At 61.6% G+C, this 16,412-nt stretch carries 15 protein-coding genes; 8 read left to right on the top strand and 7 right to left on the bottom strand.

Features of this window, described 5'->3' with window-relative positions; all coding sequences use genetic code 11:
• Positions 1–17 precede the first annotated feature (17 nt).
• Positions 18–1,385: a sensor histidine kinase gene (locus VH564_RS17465; protein ID WP_423341365.1), complete on the top strand. Its 1,368-nt coding sequence runs from the start codon at positions 18–20 to the stop codon at positions 1,383–1,385.
• A 48-nt stretch (positions 1,386–1,433) separates the two neighbouring features.
• Here the strand turns inward: VH564_RS17465 and VH564_RS17470 are convergent, their stop codons facing one another.
• The 3 genes from VH564_RS17470 to VH564_RS17480 all read right to left on the bottom strand — a co-directional run bounded on the left by VH564_RS17470 (position 1,434) and on the right by VH564_RS17480 (position 4,258).
• Positions 1,434–2,315 (bottom strand): ABC transporter permease, encoded by an 882-nt coding sequence (locus VH564_RS17470; RefSeq protein ID WP_423341135.1) that lies wholly within the window; start codon positions 2,313–2,315, stop codon positions 1,434–1,436.
• Positions 2,316–2,329: 14 nt separating this feature from the next.
• On the bottom strand, positions 2,330–3,148 hold the full coding sequence (locus VH564_RS17475; protein ID WP_423341136.1) for an ABC transporter ATP-binding protein: 819 nt from the start codon (positions 3,146–3,148) through the stop codon (positions 2,330–2,332).
• Between the two features lie 96 nt (positions 3,149–3,244).
• Positions 3,245–4,258 carry an ABC transporter substrate-binding protein gene (locus tag VH564_RS17480; RefSeq protein ID WP_423341137.1) on the bottom strand — a complete coding sequence of 338 codons (1,014 nt, stop codon included), beginning with the start codon at positions 4,256–4,258 and terminating at the stop codon, positions 3,245–3,247.
• 182 nt (positions 4,259–4,440) lie between these two features.
• On the opposite strand from VH564_RS17480, the gene VH564_RS17485 reads away from it, so the two are divergent.
• The 3 genes from VH564_RS17485 (at position 4,441) to VH564_RS17495 (ending at position 5,855) form a co-directional block, all read left to right on the top strand.
• Complete coding sequence (locus VH564_RS17485) at positions 4,441–4,743, top strand: hypothetical protein (protein WP_423341138.1); 303 nt, start codon at positions 4,441–4,443, stop codon at positions 4,741–4,743.
• Between the two features lie 170 nt (positions 4,744–4,913).
• Positions 4,914–5,372, top strand: a complete 459-nt coding sequence (locus tag VH564_RS17490; protein WP_423341139.1) for a helix-turn-helix domain-containing protein — start codon at positions 4,914–4,916, stop codon at positions 5,370–5,372.
• The gene (locus VH564_RS17495) at positions 5,373–5,855 is read left to right on the top strand and encodes a hypothetical protein (RefSeq protein WP_423341140.1); all 483 of its coding nucleotides are present in this window, start codon (positions 5,373–5,375) and stop codon (positions 5,853–5,855) included.
• A 63-nt stretch (positions 5,856–5,918) separates the two neighbouring features.
• Here the strand turns inward: VH564_RS17495 and VH564_RS17500 are convergent, their stop codons facing one another.
• Positions 5,919–6,722: a TetR/AcrR family transcriptional regulator gene (locus VH564_RS17500; RefSeq protein ID WP_423341141.1), complete on the bottom strand. Its 804-nt coding sequence runs from the start codon at positions 6,720–6,722 to the stop codon at positions 5,919–5,921.
• A gap of 73 nt (positions 6,723–6,795) precedes the next feature.
• Between VH564_RS17500 and VH564_RS17505 the strand changes: the two genes are divergently transcribed.
• From VH564_RS17505 to VH564_RS17515, 3 genes are all read left to right on the top strand, one after another.
• Positions 6,796–8,001 carry an efflux RND transporter periplasmic adaptor subunit gene (locus VH564_RS17505; protein WP_423341142.1) on the top strand — a complete coding sequence of 402 codons (1,206 nt, stop codon included), beginning with the start codon at positions 6,796–6,798 and terminating at the stop codon, positions 7,999–8,001.
• Positions 8,002–8,009: 8 nt separating this feature from the next.
• The gene (locus tag VH564_RS17510) at positions 8,010–11,156 is read left to right on the top strand and encodes an efflux RND transporter permease subunit (protein WP_423341143.1); all 3,147 of its coding nucleotides are present in this window, start codon (positions 8,010–8,012) and stop codon (positions 11,154–11,156) included.
• A 134-nt stretch (positions 11,157–11,290) separates the two neighbouring features.
• Positions 11,291–12,313: a zinc-binding alcohol dehydrogenase family protein gene (locus VH564_RS17515; RefSeq protein ID WP_423341144.1), complete on the top strand. Its 1,023-nt coding sequence runs from the start codon at positions 11,291–11,293 to the stop codon at positions 12,311–12,313.
• Between the two features lie 220 nt (positions 12,314–12,533).
• Here VH564_RS17515 and VH564_RS17520 read toward each other — a convergent pair whose 3' ends face one another.
• Positions 12,534–13,697, bottom strand: a complete 1,164-nt coding sequence (locus tag VH564_RS17520; protein WP_423341366.1) for a glycosyltransferase — start codon at positions 13,695–13,697, stop codon at positions 12,534–12,536.
• Between the two features lie 270 nt (positions 13,698–13,967).
• Between VH564_RS17520 and VH564_RS17525 the strand changes: the two genes are divergently transcribed.
• A complete protein-coding gene (locus VH564_RS17525; RefSeq protein WP_423341145.1) occupies positions 13,968–14,378 on the top strand; it encodes a response regulator in 411 nt (136 codons plus the stop codon).
• Positions 14,379–14,455: 77 nt separating this feature from the next.
• Here VH564_RS17525 and VH564_RS17530 read toward each other — a convergent pair whose 3' ends face one another.
• Positions 14,456–15,286 carry a phosphatase PAP2 family protein gene (locus tag VH564_RS17530; RefSeq protein ID WP_423341146.1) on the bottom strand — a complete coding sequence of 277 codons (831 nt, stop codon included), beginning with the start codon at positions 15,284–15,286 and terminating at the stop codon, positions 14,456–14,458.
• A 383-nt stretch (positions 15,287–15,669) separates the two neighbouring features.
• Positions 15,670–16,170, bottom strand: a complete 501-nt coding sequence (locus VH564_RS17535) for a cytochrome b (protein WP_423341147.1) — start codon at positions 16,168–16,170, stop codon at positions 15,670–15,672.
• Between the last annotated feature and the right edge of the window lie 242 nt (positions 16,171–16,412).

Here is a 16,412-nt window from a genome sequence, read left to right on the forward strand (position 1 = left end):
CCCGTCTCATCAGCCGGATGAGCGACAGTCTGCGAGTGCAGTTGCTGACCTGGATCCTGCTCACTCTCGCCGGTGCGATCTGCGTCAATCTCTATGTCAGCTACAAATCCGCCGAGGCGACGGCCGATCTCGTCATCGACCACACATTGCTCGCCGCCACGCGGGTGATCGCCGAGGCCGTGCGGGTCGATGCCAGCGGCAGCGTCGAAGCCAATATACCGCCGGCAGCGCTCGAGATGTTCGACACCGGATTCGGCGATCGCGTGTTCTACCAGGTCATCACCGCCTGGGGCGGCCTCGTGGCCGGCCTGCCGGGCCTGCCGCAGCCGAAGGTGGCGCAGCGCGGAGAAGACGGCGTGTTTCGCAGCGATACCGTGCGGGCGATGATGCTGATCCACCCGATTGTCGGCCTTGGCGAGGATGGGACGATTTCGGTCACGGTCGCCGTCACCCACAACAGTCAGTATGCCATGCGCCGCCGCCTGTGGCTTTCCGATTTTACCAAGCAACTGGCTCTCGTCGTCATCGCCAGCCTGGTGACGATCGTCGGCCTGCAGCGGGGCTTGGCGCCGGTGATGCGTCTGCGCGATGCGGTGCGGGACCGTGGGCGGGACCGCCTCGATCCGCTGTCCACCGACATGGTGCAGAGCGAGTTGCATCCGCTGGTGCAGGCGCTCAACGACCACATGGAGCGGGTCCAGAACCAGATGGCGGCGCAACGCCGCTTCGTGTCGAACGCCGCCCATCAGTTGCGCACGCCGCTGGCGCTGATTTCCACCCAGGCAAGCGTTGCCGCGCGTGAGGAGGATCGGTTCAAGCGCGACGAGGCGCTGCAGGCCCTGCGCGCGAGCACCCGCCAAGTGACGCGCCTCGCCAGTCAGTTGCTCACCCTGTCCCGCGCCGAGCCGGGCAGCCGAAGACCGCGTAGCGACGTCATCGACCTCAGCGCGACGGCGCGCCACGTGCTGGAAAACCAGGCGGAGGAAGCCCTGCGCCGCGGCATCGATCTTGGCCTCGAAGCCGGCGATCCGGTGCATGTTGAGGGCGACGGCACGATGCTCAGGGAAATGCTGGTCAACCTGGTCGACAACGCCCTGCGCTACGGGCGCGACGGAGGTGTCGTCACGGTCTCCGTGGCGCGCGATGGGGCGACCGCGATCCTGACCGTCGAGGACGATGGTCCGGGCATTGCCGAGGTCGAACGGGGGCCGGTCTTCGAGCGGTTTTACCGCGTGATGGGCACGCAGTCGGAAGGCAGCGGCCTCGGCCTTGCGATCGTGCGCGAGGTTGTCGACGGCGCCGGCGGCACGGTCGACCTCAGCGAGGCGGTCAGGGGCGGCCTGCTCGTCACCATCCGCCTGCCGCTGGCGGTGGTGATGCCATAGCAAAAGGCCGGGACGATGCCCGGCCTCCAGCGTATTTTCAGCGACGGCTCACTGCGCGTCCATATGCTGCTGCGGCCGCCACTTGGCGAGGCGGTTTTCCACCATCGTCATGATGAATTCGGCAATCAGCGTCACGATCATGACGAGGATGATGGCGGCGAACATGCCGGCGGCATCGAAGGTGCCCTTGGCAATCGAGATCAGCTGGCCGATGCCGTAGCGGGCGCCGACGAATTCGCCGACGATGGCGCCGATGATGGCAAAGCCGAAGGACACATGCAGGCTGGCGAAGATCCAGCTCATCGCCGAGGGTACGATCACTTCCCGTGTCACCTGCCAGTCGGAGGCGCCGAGGATGCGGGCATTGGCGATCATGTTCCGGTCGGCTTCACGCACCCCCTGGAAGGCATTGGCGAAGACCACGAAGAACACCATGATGAAGGCGAGCGCCACTTTCGAGGCAAGCCCGAGGCCCATGATCATGATGAAGATCGGAGCGAGGACCACGCGCGGGATCGAGTTGATCGCCTTGATGTAGACCGAGAAGATGTCGGCCAGGAACCGGTTGCGGCCAAGGCCGACGCCGACGAGGACGCCAGTGATGGAGCCGGCGAAGAAGCCGATCAGTGCTTCCTCCATGGTGACCCAGAGATTGTACCAGAGCGACCCTTCCGTCGTGCCCTCGGTCGCCCATTCGTAGAGGCGCGAGGCGATCGAACTCGGGCTCGAATAGAAGAACGGGTCGATAATGTTGAAGCGTGAGGTCAGTTCCCAGAGCGCGATGGTGACGACGAGAATGGCGATCTGCCAGAACAGGACGAGCTGCTTGCGGCGCGTGATGAGTTTCAGCGCGGCGGCTTCGATCTCGGCATCGGAGGTGCCGGCACGGAAGATCGGCGCGACGCTAGTTTCGAGTGTGGTGATTGACATGATCCGATCCTCCCTCAGGCTGCTTCGCTGGCGCGGCGATAGCTGGTCTCGACCTCCTGGCGAAGGTCCTCCCAGATGGTCTTGCAGTAGTCGATGAAGCTCTGCTCGTAGCGGATTTCCGAGACCACGCGCGGACGCGGCAGGTCGATCTTGTAGACCGACTTGACCGTCGCCGGTCCAGCGGTGAGCACATAGACCTTGTCGGCCAGCGCCACGGCTTCCTCGAGATCGTGGGTGACGAAGACGACGGACGCCTGGCGCTCGGCCCACAGCTTCAGCAGTTCCTCGTGCATGACGGTGCGGGTCTGGACGTCGAGCGCCGAGAAGGGCTCGTCCATCAACAGGATTTCCGGCTCATTGATGAAGGTCTGGGCCAGCGAAACGCGCTTGCGCATGCCGCCGGAAAGCTGGTGCGGATAGTGGTGGAGGAAGCGGGTGAGGCCGACGCGGGCCAGCCAGTCCTTGGCGGTGCTCTCGGCTTCCGCCTTCGACTTGCCGCGAAACAGCGGGCCGGCCATGACATTGTCGATGACGTTCTTCCACGGAAACAGCGCATCCGTCTGGAAGACGAAGCCGACACGCGGGTCGATGCCATCGACCGGGCCGCCCATCAGCCGGACTTCGCCGGCGCTGGGCTTGTTAAGGCCGGTGACGAGGTTGAGCGTGGTCGACTTGCCGCAGCCGGTCGGTCCGACGACGGCGACGAATTCGCCGCGCTCGACGGTCATGTTGAAATCGCGAAGTGCCGTCAGCGACTTGCCGGTCGGCGAGACAAAGCGGCGGCTGACGTTGATCAGCTCGATCGCCGGTCCCTTGGCTTGATCCTGTTGCATATTGAATCCTGATGCGTGCCTGTCGAGGGGCGTGCACGCGCTGCCCCGAACGATCGGTGACCGCCTCCGGCGTGTGCAGGAAGCGGTCGAAACCGGCTATTTGACGTTCTTGACGTATTCCGTCGTGTAGGTCTTCGAGAGGTCGATCTGCTTGCCCTTGACGTTCTTCGAGAACTCCGAGAGCACGGTCAGGACAGTCTTCGGACCGTCTTCCGGCATCACGCCATCAGGCGTGAACATGCCTTTGCCGGCTTCGAGCGCCTTGATGTAGCCGTCCTTGTCGCCGACGTAGAAATCCTTCGGCATCTTGTCGGCGATCTCGGCTGCGGAATGGGTGTTGATGAAGCGCAGCGTCTTGACGAAGGCGTTGGCAAGCTTCTGTGCCTCTTCCTTGTGGCTGTCGATCCAGGCATTCTCCATATAGAAGGAGGCCGCAGGATAGGTGCCGCCAAGGGCCGCGCGGGTCGATTCGACGGTGCGCATGTCGACCAGGATCTTCGCCTCATCCGTCTTCAGCATGCGCGAGATGGTCGGTTCGGTGGTCATGCCGGCCTGGATCTGGTCCTGCTGCATGGCGGCGATGAAGGTACCACCAGCGCCGACGGGAATGGTCACCACGTCGCCTGGCTTCAGGCCGGCCTTCGAGGCCATGTAGAGGGTCAGGAAGTTGGTCGACGAGCCGAGGCCGGTCACGCCGAGGTTCTTGCCCTTGAAATCGGCGGGCGACTTGATTTCGGGATGCTTGGTCGACACCAGCTCGACTTCGCCGGGCGCCTGGCTGAACTGCACGAGGGATTCGACGAACTTGCCCTTGGCCTGCAGGTCGACGCAATGGTCGTAGAACCCGACCACGCCCTGGACGGCACCGGCCAGCAGCTGGTTCTCGGCATCGACGCCGGCCGCTTCGTTCAGCAGCTCCACGTCGAGACCTTCGTCCTTGAAGTAGCCGAGTGCTTCGGTCAGCTTGGCCGGCAGGTAGATCTGCTTCTCGAAGCCGCCGACCATGATGGTGATCTTGTCGGCAGCCTTCGCAGCCGTGGTCGCACCGAGCGATGCCGCCGTCATGACGAGGGAAAGGGCTACGGTGTGAAATAATGCGTTGGAACGCATGGGCATCTCCTCCAGTTTGGTCATCGTGCCCGGCCCATCCTGGGCGCGGCTCCTCCACGACGTCGCCGCAAACTAGCGCGCCAACCTTTCATTCCGCTTTCAGGGCCCTAATTATCGATCGATTGGTTCCTCGCGTCATGATATCCGGCAAAGGGCGCCTCAGGACCTCCGGAGATATTACTATGAAACTGGCAGTCGCAGCCTCGATGCTGCTGTTGTTGACGTCCCCTGCGATGGCGATTTCTCGCTACAACTCCATGGAGCGGACCTGCGGCACGGTGCAGCAAAGTATCGCCCGCGAAGGAGCGGTGCTGCTGCGTTATCCGTCCTTCAGCGGCAACATCGTTCTCTACGATCGCTACGTCACCGACGGGAATCAATGCAATTCAGGCTCCTACGCGGCCGACACTTCCGTGCCCACGAAGGACAACAAAAGCTGCCCGGTGCTAAACTGCCGATCGAGTACCGTGCTGCAGCCGCGGTAGCGTGAATGAAAACGATGCAATCGGCTGACGCGTGAAAATACGCGCACGAAAAATTCCAGCCGTTTTTCAGACAAATTTCGAGGCTAGTTTTGCTTCGGGATTTTTCCTGAGCATTCCCGAAGGCGGGGTGTTGCCGGTTGGCATTGCCACATCATCCAGGAGACTATGCCGTGACTGCAAAGACACCAAACCCCATCGATATTTACGTTGGATCCCGGGTGCGCATGCGCCGACTGATGCTCGGAATGAGCCAGGAACGGCTTGCTGACAAGATCGGTGTAACGTTTCAGCAGGTCCAGAAATATGAGAAAGGCACAAATCGAATCGGTGCGAGTCGTCTCCAGACGATTGCCGGCGTCCTGGCTATTCCTGTCAGTTACTTCTTCCAGCAGGACAATTCGCAGCCCCTGACGACAGACGGTATCGGCCATCTCAACGGGTTGGACGATCTTTCGGAATTCCTCACCTCGAAAGAAGGTCTCGGACTCAATAAGGCGTTCATGAAGATCGGCGATGCGTCTGTTCGTAAGTCCATCCTCACCCTCGTGACCTCGCTTGGCGACGCCTCCGAAGAGGCCGTTTCAAATGTTGTCGTGAACAAGGACAAGGGCGTCGCGCTGCATCACTAGATGCCGCCCGTCGAACCTTTATTTGCTGATGACGAAAGCGCGTTCCCGATGGAGCGCGCTTTTTCTGTTTCCCATCCTCGCAAGCTATTCGAACAAGCAGCATCCTGCGGGGCGCTCGCTTCGAATTGCCCTAAAATGAGCCGCTGTTTCGTGGCCTCACCCGCCGGATGTGACGCGCCAACTGCAAGATCTTGCGGTATGTCGGCCTTGGTGATTCGGGACAAATGTGGGGCATCCGTGATGGCATTACCTTCCACCGCCGTGAGTGAACTGGATCAGGAAAGGCTGAAGGAGCTGGCTTCGATCGCCCGGCTCATCAGCTATGCCCGGCAGAGCGCCCAAAACCTCGATGCGGACTTTCCTGTGCGGTGTTTGGACATGGCCCTGGCCGCCATTCTGCAGGAAATCTATCCCGCAGGCGCCGAGCAGCCACACCTTGCCGATTTCGATGAGGATGCAGGCACCCTATTGCGGCGCCACTGACCTTTTAGCATCGCCGGTGTGCGCGGGCTTCCCTGCGCCTGGGCATTTTAGACCCGTAGGCATCTAGCGCGGTTGACGCGATGCAACGCCATTTAGGAAAACATCGAAACAACCGCGCAGATGGGCATCCCGGGCAAGGCGGCTCGGCCACTGGTCGATATCGCCGGGGATAGGCGCCAACGCTCCCAAGACCATGCTCAGCAACATGCGCGCGCAGCTTTCTGCGTCGGTGATATCGATCCGACCGCGATCGCATTGCAGTCTCAGCCAATCTGCAAGCAATAGGCGTGATTGCTCGACGCCGTCCTTTTGCAGCAGGCAAGCAATTTCCGGATAATGCTCGGCCTCCCCCACGATAAAGTGAATGAAGGCTTTGCGATCCTGGTCGGCCTCCTCGTCGATATCGATCCTGAAGATCTGCTCCAGCGTTTCGGCAAGCGGTAGCGTCTCCCCTTCCGCCCGGGGCAAGGCGACCATGGATGCGCGATGGACCGCGATCATTGCCCGGAAAAGCGCTGTTTTGCTCGAAAAAAGTCTGTAAAGTGTCTGCTTGGAGATCCTGCACCGCGTCGCCACCAGGTCCATCGTCGTCCCGGCGTAACCCAATTCGTGAAAGGTCCTGCGCGCTTCGGCAATGATGGCATCCCGCTTTGTCTCATCCGTGGTGGTTCGCGGACGGCCGCGCGGGCGACGGCTAGCCTCGGCTTCGGACGGCGTCCGCGTCGTATTTTGCATTGACAAACTCCGACCGGAATTGACATTACCGGTATCTAACATATTTCGCGTACTAGATCGTACTGTAAATAACAGGACTGGAAACCGCAACGTGCTAAACCTCGCCTTCTCCTCGACCGTATCGGAACGCATGCCTGCTCCTCTGGCACGAGATCGTGGACGGTCGATCGGTCGACTGTGCGCGCTTGCCGCTGCCGGTCTGGGAATGACGTTGCTGGTCGCCGGCTGCAACGAACAGAAGTCGGCGCAGAACAATGCGCCTGCGGTCAAGCCAGAGGTTTCGGCAGTGGCGCTGCACCCCCAGTCGGTTGCGATCACGGCAGAACTTCCAGGGCGGACCTCCGCCTATCTGACGGCCGACGTCCGCCCGCAGGTCGGCGGCATCATTCGCAGCCGCAACTTCAAGGAAGGCAGCGAGGTCAAGCAAGGCGACATCCTGTACGAGATCGACCCCAGCGCCTATCAGGCCTCCTACGACAGCGCCGCTGCCGCTCTCCAGAAGGCGCAAGGGGCCATCCCCAGTGCCCAGGCGAAGCTCGATCGCTACAAGGGTCTGAGCCAGCAGAACGCGGTCAGCCAGCAGGATTTCGACGATGCCCAGTCGACGCTGCTGCAGGACCAGGCTGACGTCGCTGCTGCCAAGGCGGCACTCGAGACGGCCCGAATCAATCTCGATTATACGAAGATCCGCGCACCGATAGACGGCCGCGTCGATGCCTCCACTGTGACCGTCGGCGCGCTCGTCACCGCAGACCAGACCACGGCGCTGACGACGATCAACAAGCTCGATCCGATGAACGTCGATGTGACGCAATCAAGCACCAACCTTCTGAAATTCCGCAGCGCGGTCGACGAGGGCCGGCTGAAGACGAGCGGCGACAATGTTGCCGTGCATCTGAAGCTCGAGGACGGATCGACCTACAAGCAGACCGGCAAGTTCCAGTTCGCCAATGCCACCGTTGCCGAAACCGTCGGTACCATCAGCGTTCGGGTGATCTTCTCCAATCCCGATCGGCTCCTGCTGCCGGGCATGTATGTCCGCGCAAACATCGAGGAAGGCGTTGCCCCCAACAGCTTCCTGGTGCCGCAGCGCGCCGTCACCCGCAACACCAAGGGCGAGCCGACGGCGATGTTCGTGACGCCGGAGGGCAAGGTCCAGGCTCGCACCCTCAAGGTCCAGCGCAGCATCGGCAATAGCTGGCTGGTCAGCGAGGGCTTGAAGGACGGCGATCGGGTGATCATCGAGGGCGGCCAGCGGGTCAAGGACGGCCAGGACGTCAATGCATCGATGGTGACCATCGACGACGCTACCGGCGACATCAAGCAGGCGTCCGCCGATGTGCCCAAGTCGACGGATCAAGCCAGCCTCGGAATTACCGACAAGGGTGCCGCCGCCGGCACCGCGGAGTAAGCTGCACGATGTCACGTTTCTTTATCGACCGCCCCATCTTCGCGTGGGTCATCGCCATCGTCATCATGCTCGCCGGTGGCTTGGCCATCATGACGCTGTCGATCTCGCAATATCCTCAGATTGCCCCGACGACGGTGCGTATCACCGCCAACTACACCGGCGCTGACGCCTCCACGGTGGAAAATTCGGTGACCAAGGTCATCGAGCAGGGCATGACCGGGATCGACAATCTCGACTACATGACGTCGACCTCGACCTCGACCGGCCAGACCTCGATTTCGCTCACCTTCACCAATGCCGCAAACCCCGACACGGCACAGGTGCAGGTGCAGAACAAGCTCGCGCTTGTCCAGTCGCAGCTGCCATCGTCGGTGACGAGCACCGGCATCACCGTTTCCAAGTCGACCTCGAACTTCCTGATGGTCATCGGCTTCGTGTCGATGGACAACAAGCTGAACGCCAACGATCTCGCCGACTATGTCGACAGCACGCTGAACGACACGATCAAGCGCGTCGCGGGTGTCGGCGATACCACGCTGTTTGGCGCCAACTACGCCATGCGCATCTGGGTCGATCCAGACAAGCTCGCCAAGTACCAGCTGATGGTCAGCGACGTCTCGGCCGCCATCCAGGCGCAGAACAGCCAGGTCGCAGCGGGCCAGCTGGGCGCCTTGCCGCAACGCTCCGGCCAGCAGCTCAATGCCACCGTGACCGCCAAGAGTCGGCTGCAGACGCCGGAGCAGTTCGAAAACATCATCCTCAAGAGCCTGCCGAACGGCTCGCTGGTGCGCATCAACGATGTCGCCCGGGTCGAGCTCGGGGCCAAGAGCTATTCCAGCTCGAGTACCTATAACGGCCATCCTTCGGCCGGTCTGGCGATCCAGCTGGCCGCCGGCGCCAATGCCATCAGCACCGCCGAGGCGGTCGAGACGACGATCAACAGCCTGAAGCAGACCCTGCCGGCCAACGTCGAGGTGGTCTATCCCTACGACACGACGCCTTTCGTGAAGCTCTCGATCGAAGACGTGGTCAAGACGTTGATCGAGGCGGTCGTGCTCGTCTTCATCGTCATGTTCGTGTTTTTGCAGAGCCTGCGCGCGACGCTGATCCCGACCTTGGCGGTGCCGGTCGTTCTGCTCGGCACCTTCGGCATCCTGTCGCTGTTCGGATATTCGATCAACAACCTGACCATGTTCGGGATGGTGCTGGCCATCGGCCTGCTTGTGGACGATGCCATCGTGGTCGTCGAGAACGTCGAGCGCGTGATGGAGGAGGAAGATCTTTCCCCGCGCGAGGCCACCATCAAGTCGATGGATGAAATCACCGGCGCCCTGATCGGCATCGCGACCGTCCTGTCGGCCGTGTTCATTCCGATGGCCTTCTTCGCCGGGTCGGTTGGCGTCATCTACCGCCAGTTTTCCGTGACCATCGTTTCGGCCATGATCCTGTCGGTCATCGTCGCCCTCATCCTGACCCCCGCCCTCTGCGCCACCTTGCTGCGCAAGCCGAAGCACGGCGCGAAGAAGAAGGGCGTGTTTGGCTGGTTCAACCGCAATTTCGATCGTGGCAGCCATGCCTATCAGCGCAGCGTCGGCGGTATCATCAAGCGCAGCTGGATCGGGCTTGTGGCCTTCGCGCTCATCGTTGTCGCGGTCGGGTTCCTGTTCTCTCGCCTGCCGAGCTCCTTCCTTCCGGACGAGGACCAGGGCATCCTGATCACGAGCGTCACCCTGCCGCCCGGCGCGACGGATGCGCGAACCAAGCAGGTGCTTGCGCAGGTCCGCGATTACTACCTCAACACCGAGAAGGACTATGTCGACGGTGTCTTCGCCGTGGCTGGCTTCGGCTTCGGCGGACAGGGGCAGAATATCGGTCTTGCCTTCATCAAGCTCAAGGAGTTTGCTGTCAGAACGACGCCGCAATCCAAGGCGCAGGCCGTCGCCGGTCGCGCCATGGCAGCCTTCTCGAAGATCAAGGACGGCAGCGTCTTTGCCTTGGCGCCGCCGGCCATTCCGGGCTTCGGCTCGTCGAGCGGCTTTGACTTCTATCTGCAGGACGTCAACGGCCAGGGGCATGAGAAGCTGATGGCTGCCCGCAACCAGTTGCTTGGGCTTGCGGCGAAGAATCCGAACCTGACCGGTACCCGACCGAACGGCCAGGAGGACCAGCCGCAGTACCAGGTTCAGATCGACCAGGAAAAAGCCAGCGCGCTCGATATCTCGCTTGCCGACATCGACAATACGCTGGCCACCGCCTGGGGCGGCAGCTACGTCAACGACTTCATCGACCGCGGCCGCGTCAAGCAGGTCTACGTTCAGGCGGATGCGGATTTCCGCATGCAACCAGAGGACTTCGATCGCTGGTACATCCGGAACTCGGAGGGGGCGATGGTGCCGTTCTCGGCCTTTGCCACGGGCAAGTGGAGTTTCGGCTCGCCGCGCCTGGAGCGCTACAACGGCTCTTCTGCCGTGGAAATCCAGGGCGCAGCGGCAGCCGGCGTCAGCTCCGGCGCTTCGATGCAGGAAGTCAGCAAGCTGGTCGCAGAGCTTCCGCCGGGCTTCCGGCTGGAGTGGACCGGACTGTCAGCGCAGGAGGAGTTGTCGGGCAGTCAGGCGATGCAGCTCTACGCCATCTCGATCCTGGTGGTCTTCCTTGCGCTCGCGGCACTCTATGAAAGCTGGTCCATTCCGCTCGCCGTCATGCTGTCCGTCCCGGTCGGCATCTTCGGCGCGCTGTTGGCGGCGACGCTGTTCGGCCAGTCGAACGACGTGTACTTCAAGGTGGGCCTGTTGACGACGATAGGCCTGGCCGCCAAAAACGCCATCCTGATCGTCGAATTCGCGCTGGAGCAGCAAAAGCACGGCAAGAGCCTAATCGACGGTACACTGGAGGCGTCGCGCCAGCGCCTGCGGCCGATCCTGATGACGTCGCTCGCCTTCATTCTCGGCGTCATGCCGCTGGCAATCGCCAACGGAGCCGGCTCGGGCAGCCAGAACTCGATCGGTATCGGCGTGATGGGCGGCATGCTGGCCGCAACGATCCTCGGGATATTCTTCATCCCGCTGCTGTTCTTCTCGGTGCGCCGGATCTTCACGGGCAAGAAGGCAACTGACGACACGCCGCCGCCGGATGCAAAGCCCGATCCGGCCCTCTAGATAATGACCTCCTATGCGCAGCCCCGAAGTCGTCAAAAGACAGCTTCGGGGCTGTAGCGATTCTGTAGCGAAGACGCTATGACAGGCCATGTGAATAAGCCTGTCTGGGAAGAGTGACGGGTCAAGGAGGGAATATGATCAAGGCATTGCGTATCGAAGCCGAAAACGTCACGCGTTTTCATTCCGTTGAAGCGGCGCCTGTCGGCCCCGGCCAGGTGCGCGTCAGCGTCCGCCATGTCGGCCTCTGTGGCAGCGATCTCAATACCTTCAAGGGCCTCAATCCGCTGGTTCAGCTTCCTCGCATTCCCGGTCACGAAATCGGCGGCGTCATTCTCGAGGCGGGCGAAGGTGTTTCGGCCGACTATGCGCCCGGCCGACGGGTCATCGTCATGCCCTATACCAATTGCGGCCAATGCACCTCCTGCCGCAAGGGGCGGGTCAATGCCTGCCGCTACAATAAGACGCTGGGCGTGCAACAGGATGGCGGGCTTGCCGAGGAGATCGTCCTGCCTGCCGAAAAGCTCATCCTCAACGACGTGCTGCCGCCGCGCCATCTGGCTTTGGTCGAGCCACTTTCTGTCGGTTTCCATGCCGTCGAACGCGGTCGCGTCGCGCGCGGTGACCGCGTGGCCGTGCTCGGCTGCGGCATGATCGGCATGGGCGTGCTGATCGCCGCCGTTGCCCGTGGCGCCGATGTCATCGCGGTTGACCTCAGCCCGGAGAAACGGGCGCTCGCCAAGCAGTTCGGCGCTGTCGAGACGATCGACGCGGGTAGCGAGGATGTGACCGCAAGGGTGATGGCCTGGACCGGCGACGATGGTGTCGACGTGGCCTTCGAGGCTGTCGGCCTTCCCGCCACCTTCACCCAGTGCATCGATCTGGCTTGCTTCGGCGGGCGCGTCGTCTATGTCGGCTACTCGAAGGCGCCGGTCACTTACCAGACGCAGTTCTTCAATCTCAAGGAACTCGACATCATGGGTTCGCGCAATGCGATGATGCAGGATTTCCTCGCGGTCGTCAGCCATCTCGAGACGATAGGGGCCAGCGCCGACGCGTTGATCAGCAAGGTTATTCCCTTCAGCGATGCAGAAACGGCGCTTCCCTACTGGGATACTCACCGAAACGCCCTGAAAGTCGTGATCGAACGCGAGGTTTGAAACCGGGAGCGGAGGGATCATCTCCCTCCGCTTTCCTCTTGCTGAACCCTTTGCCGGAAGACCGGAGGCGGGTTCTCTGCGACATCGACTTCAATCTCATCGCCGGCGGCAGGCTCTGCTTGGCCGGTAAATTTGGCTCCGGCAAGTCTCTACCTCGCTGCCATCAAGGGCCTGTCACGGACGCTCACGCCGGGGCTCGAGGCAGGCGGCACTTGGCTGTCTAGCCCTTTCGCCAGGTGATGGCCGAGTTGGTGACATAGTTCCAGGCTGCGCCAATGGCTGCACCCGCGAGACCGGCCAGCCACCAGCGCGGCTCGCTTTCGTAGAACACCGACGAGACCCCGACCCCGGCGACGACGCCGACGCTGCAGAGTGCGGCGAACAGGCCTAGCCCCGTCACGAATTTCCAGCCACGGCGGCGGCGGTCGCGGTAGGTAAGAGCGTTGTTCAGGGTGTAATTGAAGATCATGGCGACCGTCATGGTCATCGTCTGCGCCACGGGGAAATCGAGGCCGGTGCCCAACAATGTGCGCAGAACACCGAGATGGACGGCCAGTCCCGCCGAGCCCACCAGGCAGAAGGCAAGGAACCGGGCAGAAATGAAATCGCCTGATGCCTTGGCCACCAGCAGGCCGATATACTCGAACACCACCGAGGCATCGAGCTTGCTTACGCCGTGGAGGCGGGGACTGAAGGTGTAGGAGACTTCATCGATCCTCATCTGCCTCGGCGACGATGCGACGATGTCGAGCAGGATCTTGAAGCCCTGGTTGGACAGGCGCGGCGCGACTGCGTCGACGAATTCGCGGCGGATCATGAAGAACCCGCTCATCGGGTCGCTAAGCTCTACCCCGAGCAGCCTCTGCGCCATTCGGATCGCAAGGCGGCTACCGGCATGGCGGATCGGCGATAGCCCATCCGAGGCGCCATCCACCTCGATGTAGCGGCTTGCCACCACCAGATCGGCCTTGCCGTTGCTGATGACGTCAAACATCTTGGTCAGGCGCGTCTCGTCATGCTGAAGATCGGCGTCCATGACTGCGACGAACGGAGCGGAACTCGACAGGATGCCCTCCACGCAGGCGCCGGCCAGGCCGCGGCGTCCGATTCTGCGCAGGCCGCGAATGCGCCGATCGCCATCAGACAGCGCGCGGACCTGGCTGATCGTGCCATCGGCTGAATCGTCATCGACGAAGATGACCTCCCAGTCGATGCCGATCAGCGTCTGGCGCAGCCGGTCGACAAGCAAAGGGATGCTTTCGCGCTCGTTCAGCGTCGGAATGACGATGGAAAGTTGCGGACCGGGGAGACTTGGCCCCATCTGGGTGTCGACCGAGGAAATCTCATCGGCGTTCAGCCGTGCGACGGAAACATTCGAATTCATCAAGCTTCGAGCCTTCGGATGGAAACGGGACGGCACCTCGCCGTGCCGACGAACGCCGTGACTAGCGGATCCAGCGGCAGCCTCGTCGAAGACCAGTCGGTGATCAGTCTTTCAGCAAAAGCTGAAGGAGAACTGAATTGGCGCAGTCAAATGCAGATTTCCCGCGCACCGGCAGGTTGTTTGCCCGCATTCGGCTGATCCGTGAGCGTTTCAGGTGGATGTCAGCAATTCGGAGCATGCATCCGTGTTGATGGTTCGAGGGCAGCGGACTTGCATATTCTTTTGGTGGAGGACAACGTCCTCATAGGCGATGCGCTGCACGATCACATGGTCGCGCAGGGGTGGTACGTCGACTGGGTCATGACGTTCGCGACGGCAAAGCTGGCCATCGACGCAGGGTGTTACGCGCTGGTGGTTCTCGATCTGCATCTGCCCGATGGGGACGGGTTCGATCTCCTCAGGCATATGCAGGATGCGTCCTGCGGCACGCCTGTCATTATCTTGTCGGCCTATGACCAGATGTCGGTAAAGATTGCCGGGCTTGAGGGCGGCGCGGTCGACTACCTGCCGAAGCCCTTCGACCTCAATGACGCGGTGGTGCGCATCGATCGCTTTGCCATCCCGCGAGAGGGTGACCGCAGCGCAGGATTGGGCAGACCCGACATATGTTACAGGGACTGAAGGGCGTGCCTTCCCTGAGACCCGCGCATGGAGCTTGCCGCAAGCAGCAACCGCAACGCGCCGATTGAAGGAGACGTTCAGCCTTCCCGGCGGTTGGCAATTTCCTCAGCTATCGCGTGGACACCGGCGAAGATGACGAGGGACGATAGCCAGCCGAGCATGGCGTCGGAAAGGTAATGGGCACCCGTAAGCACGCGCATGGCGGGAATCAGCAAGGATACCACGGCCAGGGGAAACCCGAACGACAGGCGCCAGCGGGCCGGTAGCAGCAGGATCAGACAGAAGAGCCATCCGGCCGAGGATGATTCCCCGGAAATGAAAGAACAGTTCCGCAAACACTTGCCTGCAAAGGATCCGGCCTGCACGAAGTCCAGTTGACCGCCGAACAGGGACGTATCGCGCGGGCGCGGGCGTCCAGAGAAGGCTTTGAGGAATAGGTTGACGGTCACGCCGCATCCGAGCGCGAGCGATACCAGCGCGGTGATCCTGAGGTCGGGCCAGATTGCTTTGCGGGCATCCAGGTTGGAGGCGTGACGTTGGTTGATCCGGTCGCGAATGAGATCGGCCACCAGCAGGATGACCGCAAGATAGGGGAGCATATAAAACACATTGCGTGCGCCCGTGAAGACTGGGCTCTTGTCCCAGGCGAAGTCGCCGCAGGTTCTGCCGATGCTGCTGAAGATGCTGCAGTTCCTTGGCGTGAATGCCGCATTGGCGACGGCGATATCGATAGACGGAAAGGCATTGAACAGCGCGAGGAGGGCCCACCAGACAACCAGCGTCACCAGGAAAATCGAGCGGCTTCTCGTTGGAAGGCTTTGCGGGACCGCAATGCTCGTAAACTCAAACATCGAATTTCCGTTCTCGCTTACAGTCTCCGACCGCAACGACACCGTCCCGATCCGCATCCGTCTTCCTTTGGTGGTAGGCGCGTGGATAACGTCAGACGCTGACATCAGCCTGAAACGGAAAAGAAAATCTGCGGCAGCGCTTATGCCGCTTGCGATTCCGCGGCCCACATCGGTTCGCGTGCGACTAGCTTCCAATGCGGTGTCCCCCTCTAAGCGCGCGGTTCGCGATCTTGCCTGGTGATCTCCTAGCGGGCTTTTGTAAAACCCTGATGATCGGGTGAGGCGTGATCATGCGCACCGTCCGACCGAGTGACGCCCCCACGCCTCTTTCATGGAGCCATTCGCGCGGAGGCACCGCCCCTTCAGGGCTTTGCAGTCAACGAAAGCGATCAGACGGTTCTAGAGGAACGCGAAAATCCCTCGGATCTACCGCGAGACCCTTAGCCGACAGTCATTCGCCTGACGACATTGCTCTTCCAGTAGAAATGGTGGACGAGCGCACCGAGCACATGCCCGGCGATCAGCACCCAGAGAACGACCTTGAAGACGTCGGCATGGATATCGCCAGCCTCGCCCCATCCGAGATAATAGGCAGCGGCGCCTGTCAGCGGCATCGCGATCAGCAGGAAATAGAGGAGCGCATGGGCAAACTTTGCTGCAAGGCGAAACAGCATCGGTTCTTCGGGAGGTGACTGCGGCACGCCTGTCGTGAAGCGCAGGATGAGCCGCGCGGCGACGAGAACCAGGATGGCGATCCCGACATAGGCATGAATATTGGCGCTGGATACCTGATCGGCCGTCGCCGAACCCGTCTGGTCGACGGCACGATTCCAGGCTTCCATCCCGTCCGGGAACAGCAGATTGAAGAAGACCAGCGCTGCCGTAAGCCAATGCAGCACGCGCTGTGGCAGCGAAAATGCGTTAGATATGCGAGCTTCCAAGGTCAATCTCCCGTTGTAACATCTCTGCCAGAGCTTTGACATCAAACAGCTGACATCGACCTGAACGGTTGTCGCGACATCGTGCAAAGGCCCGATGGACAGCTTGTTGCGCGGCGCTGTTAAGCCTGCTGTAAGTTTAGGTTGGCAAAGGGCTGGGCATTTGAACCGACCAGGGTTCAAAGACCTTGTCAGCTTATCGAGGACATCACGTGCTACGGTCGACGCTCACTCCCCTTTCCCGT

Source organism: Rhizobium sp. HT1-10, assembly GCF_049472505.1.
Taxonomy (GTDB): domain Bacteria; phylum Pseudomonadota; class Alphaproteobacteria; order Rhizobiales; family Rhizobiaceae; genus Rhizobium.

Bases quoted from the DNA above. Each gene is read 5' to 3' on its own strand.
- VH564_RS17465 (WP_423341365.1), top strand. From the start codon at position 18: ATGAGCGACAGTCTGCGAGTGCAGTTGCTGACCTGGATCCTGCTCACT.
- VH564_RS17470 (WP_423341135.1), bottom strand. From the start codon at position 2,315: ATGTCAATCACCACACTCGAAACTAGCGTCGCGCCGATCTTCCGTGCC.
- VH564_RS17475 (WP_423341136.1), bottom strand. From the start codon at position 3,148: ATGCAACAGGATCAAGCCAAGGGACCGGCGATCGAGCTGATCAACGTC.
- VH564_RS17480 (WP_423341137.1), bottom strand. From the start codon at position 4,258: ATGCGTTCCAACGCATTATTTCACACCGTAGCCCTTTCCCTCGTCATG.
- VH564_RS17485 (WP_423341138.1), top strand. From the start codon at position 4,441: ATGAAACTGGCAGTCGCAGCCTCGATGCTGCTGTTGTTGACGTCCCCT.
- VH564_RS17495 (WP_423341140.1), top strand. From the start codon at position 5,373: ATGCCGCCCGTCGAACCTTTATTTGCTGATGACGAAAGCGCGTTCCCG.
- VH564_RS17500 (WP_423341141.1), bottom strand. From the start codon at position 6,722: ATGCGTTCCGATACGGTCGAGGAGAAGGCGAGGTTTAGCACGTTGCGG.
- VH564_RS17505 (WP_423341142.1), top strand. From the start codon at position 6,796: ATGACGTTGCTGGTCGCCGGCTGCAACGAACAGAAGTCGGCGCAGAAC.
- VH564_RS17510 (WP_423341143.1), top strand. From the start codon at position 8,010: ATGTCACGTTTCTTTATCGACCGCCCCATCTTCGCGTGGGTCATCGCC.
- VH564_RS17515 (WP_423341144.1), top strand. From the start codon at position 11,291: ATGATCAAGGCATTGCGTATCGAAGCCGAAAACGTCACGCGTTTTCAT.
- VH564_RS17520 (WP_423341366.1), bottom strand. From the start codon at position 13,697: ATGAATTCGAATGTTTCCGTCGCACGGCTGAACGCCGATGAGATTTCC.
- VH564_RS17530 (WP_423341146.1), bottom strand. From the start codon at position 15,286: ATGCGGATCGGGACGGTGTCGTTGCGGTCGGAGACTGTAAGCGAGAAC.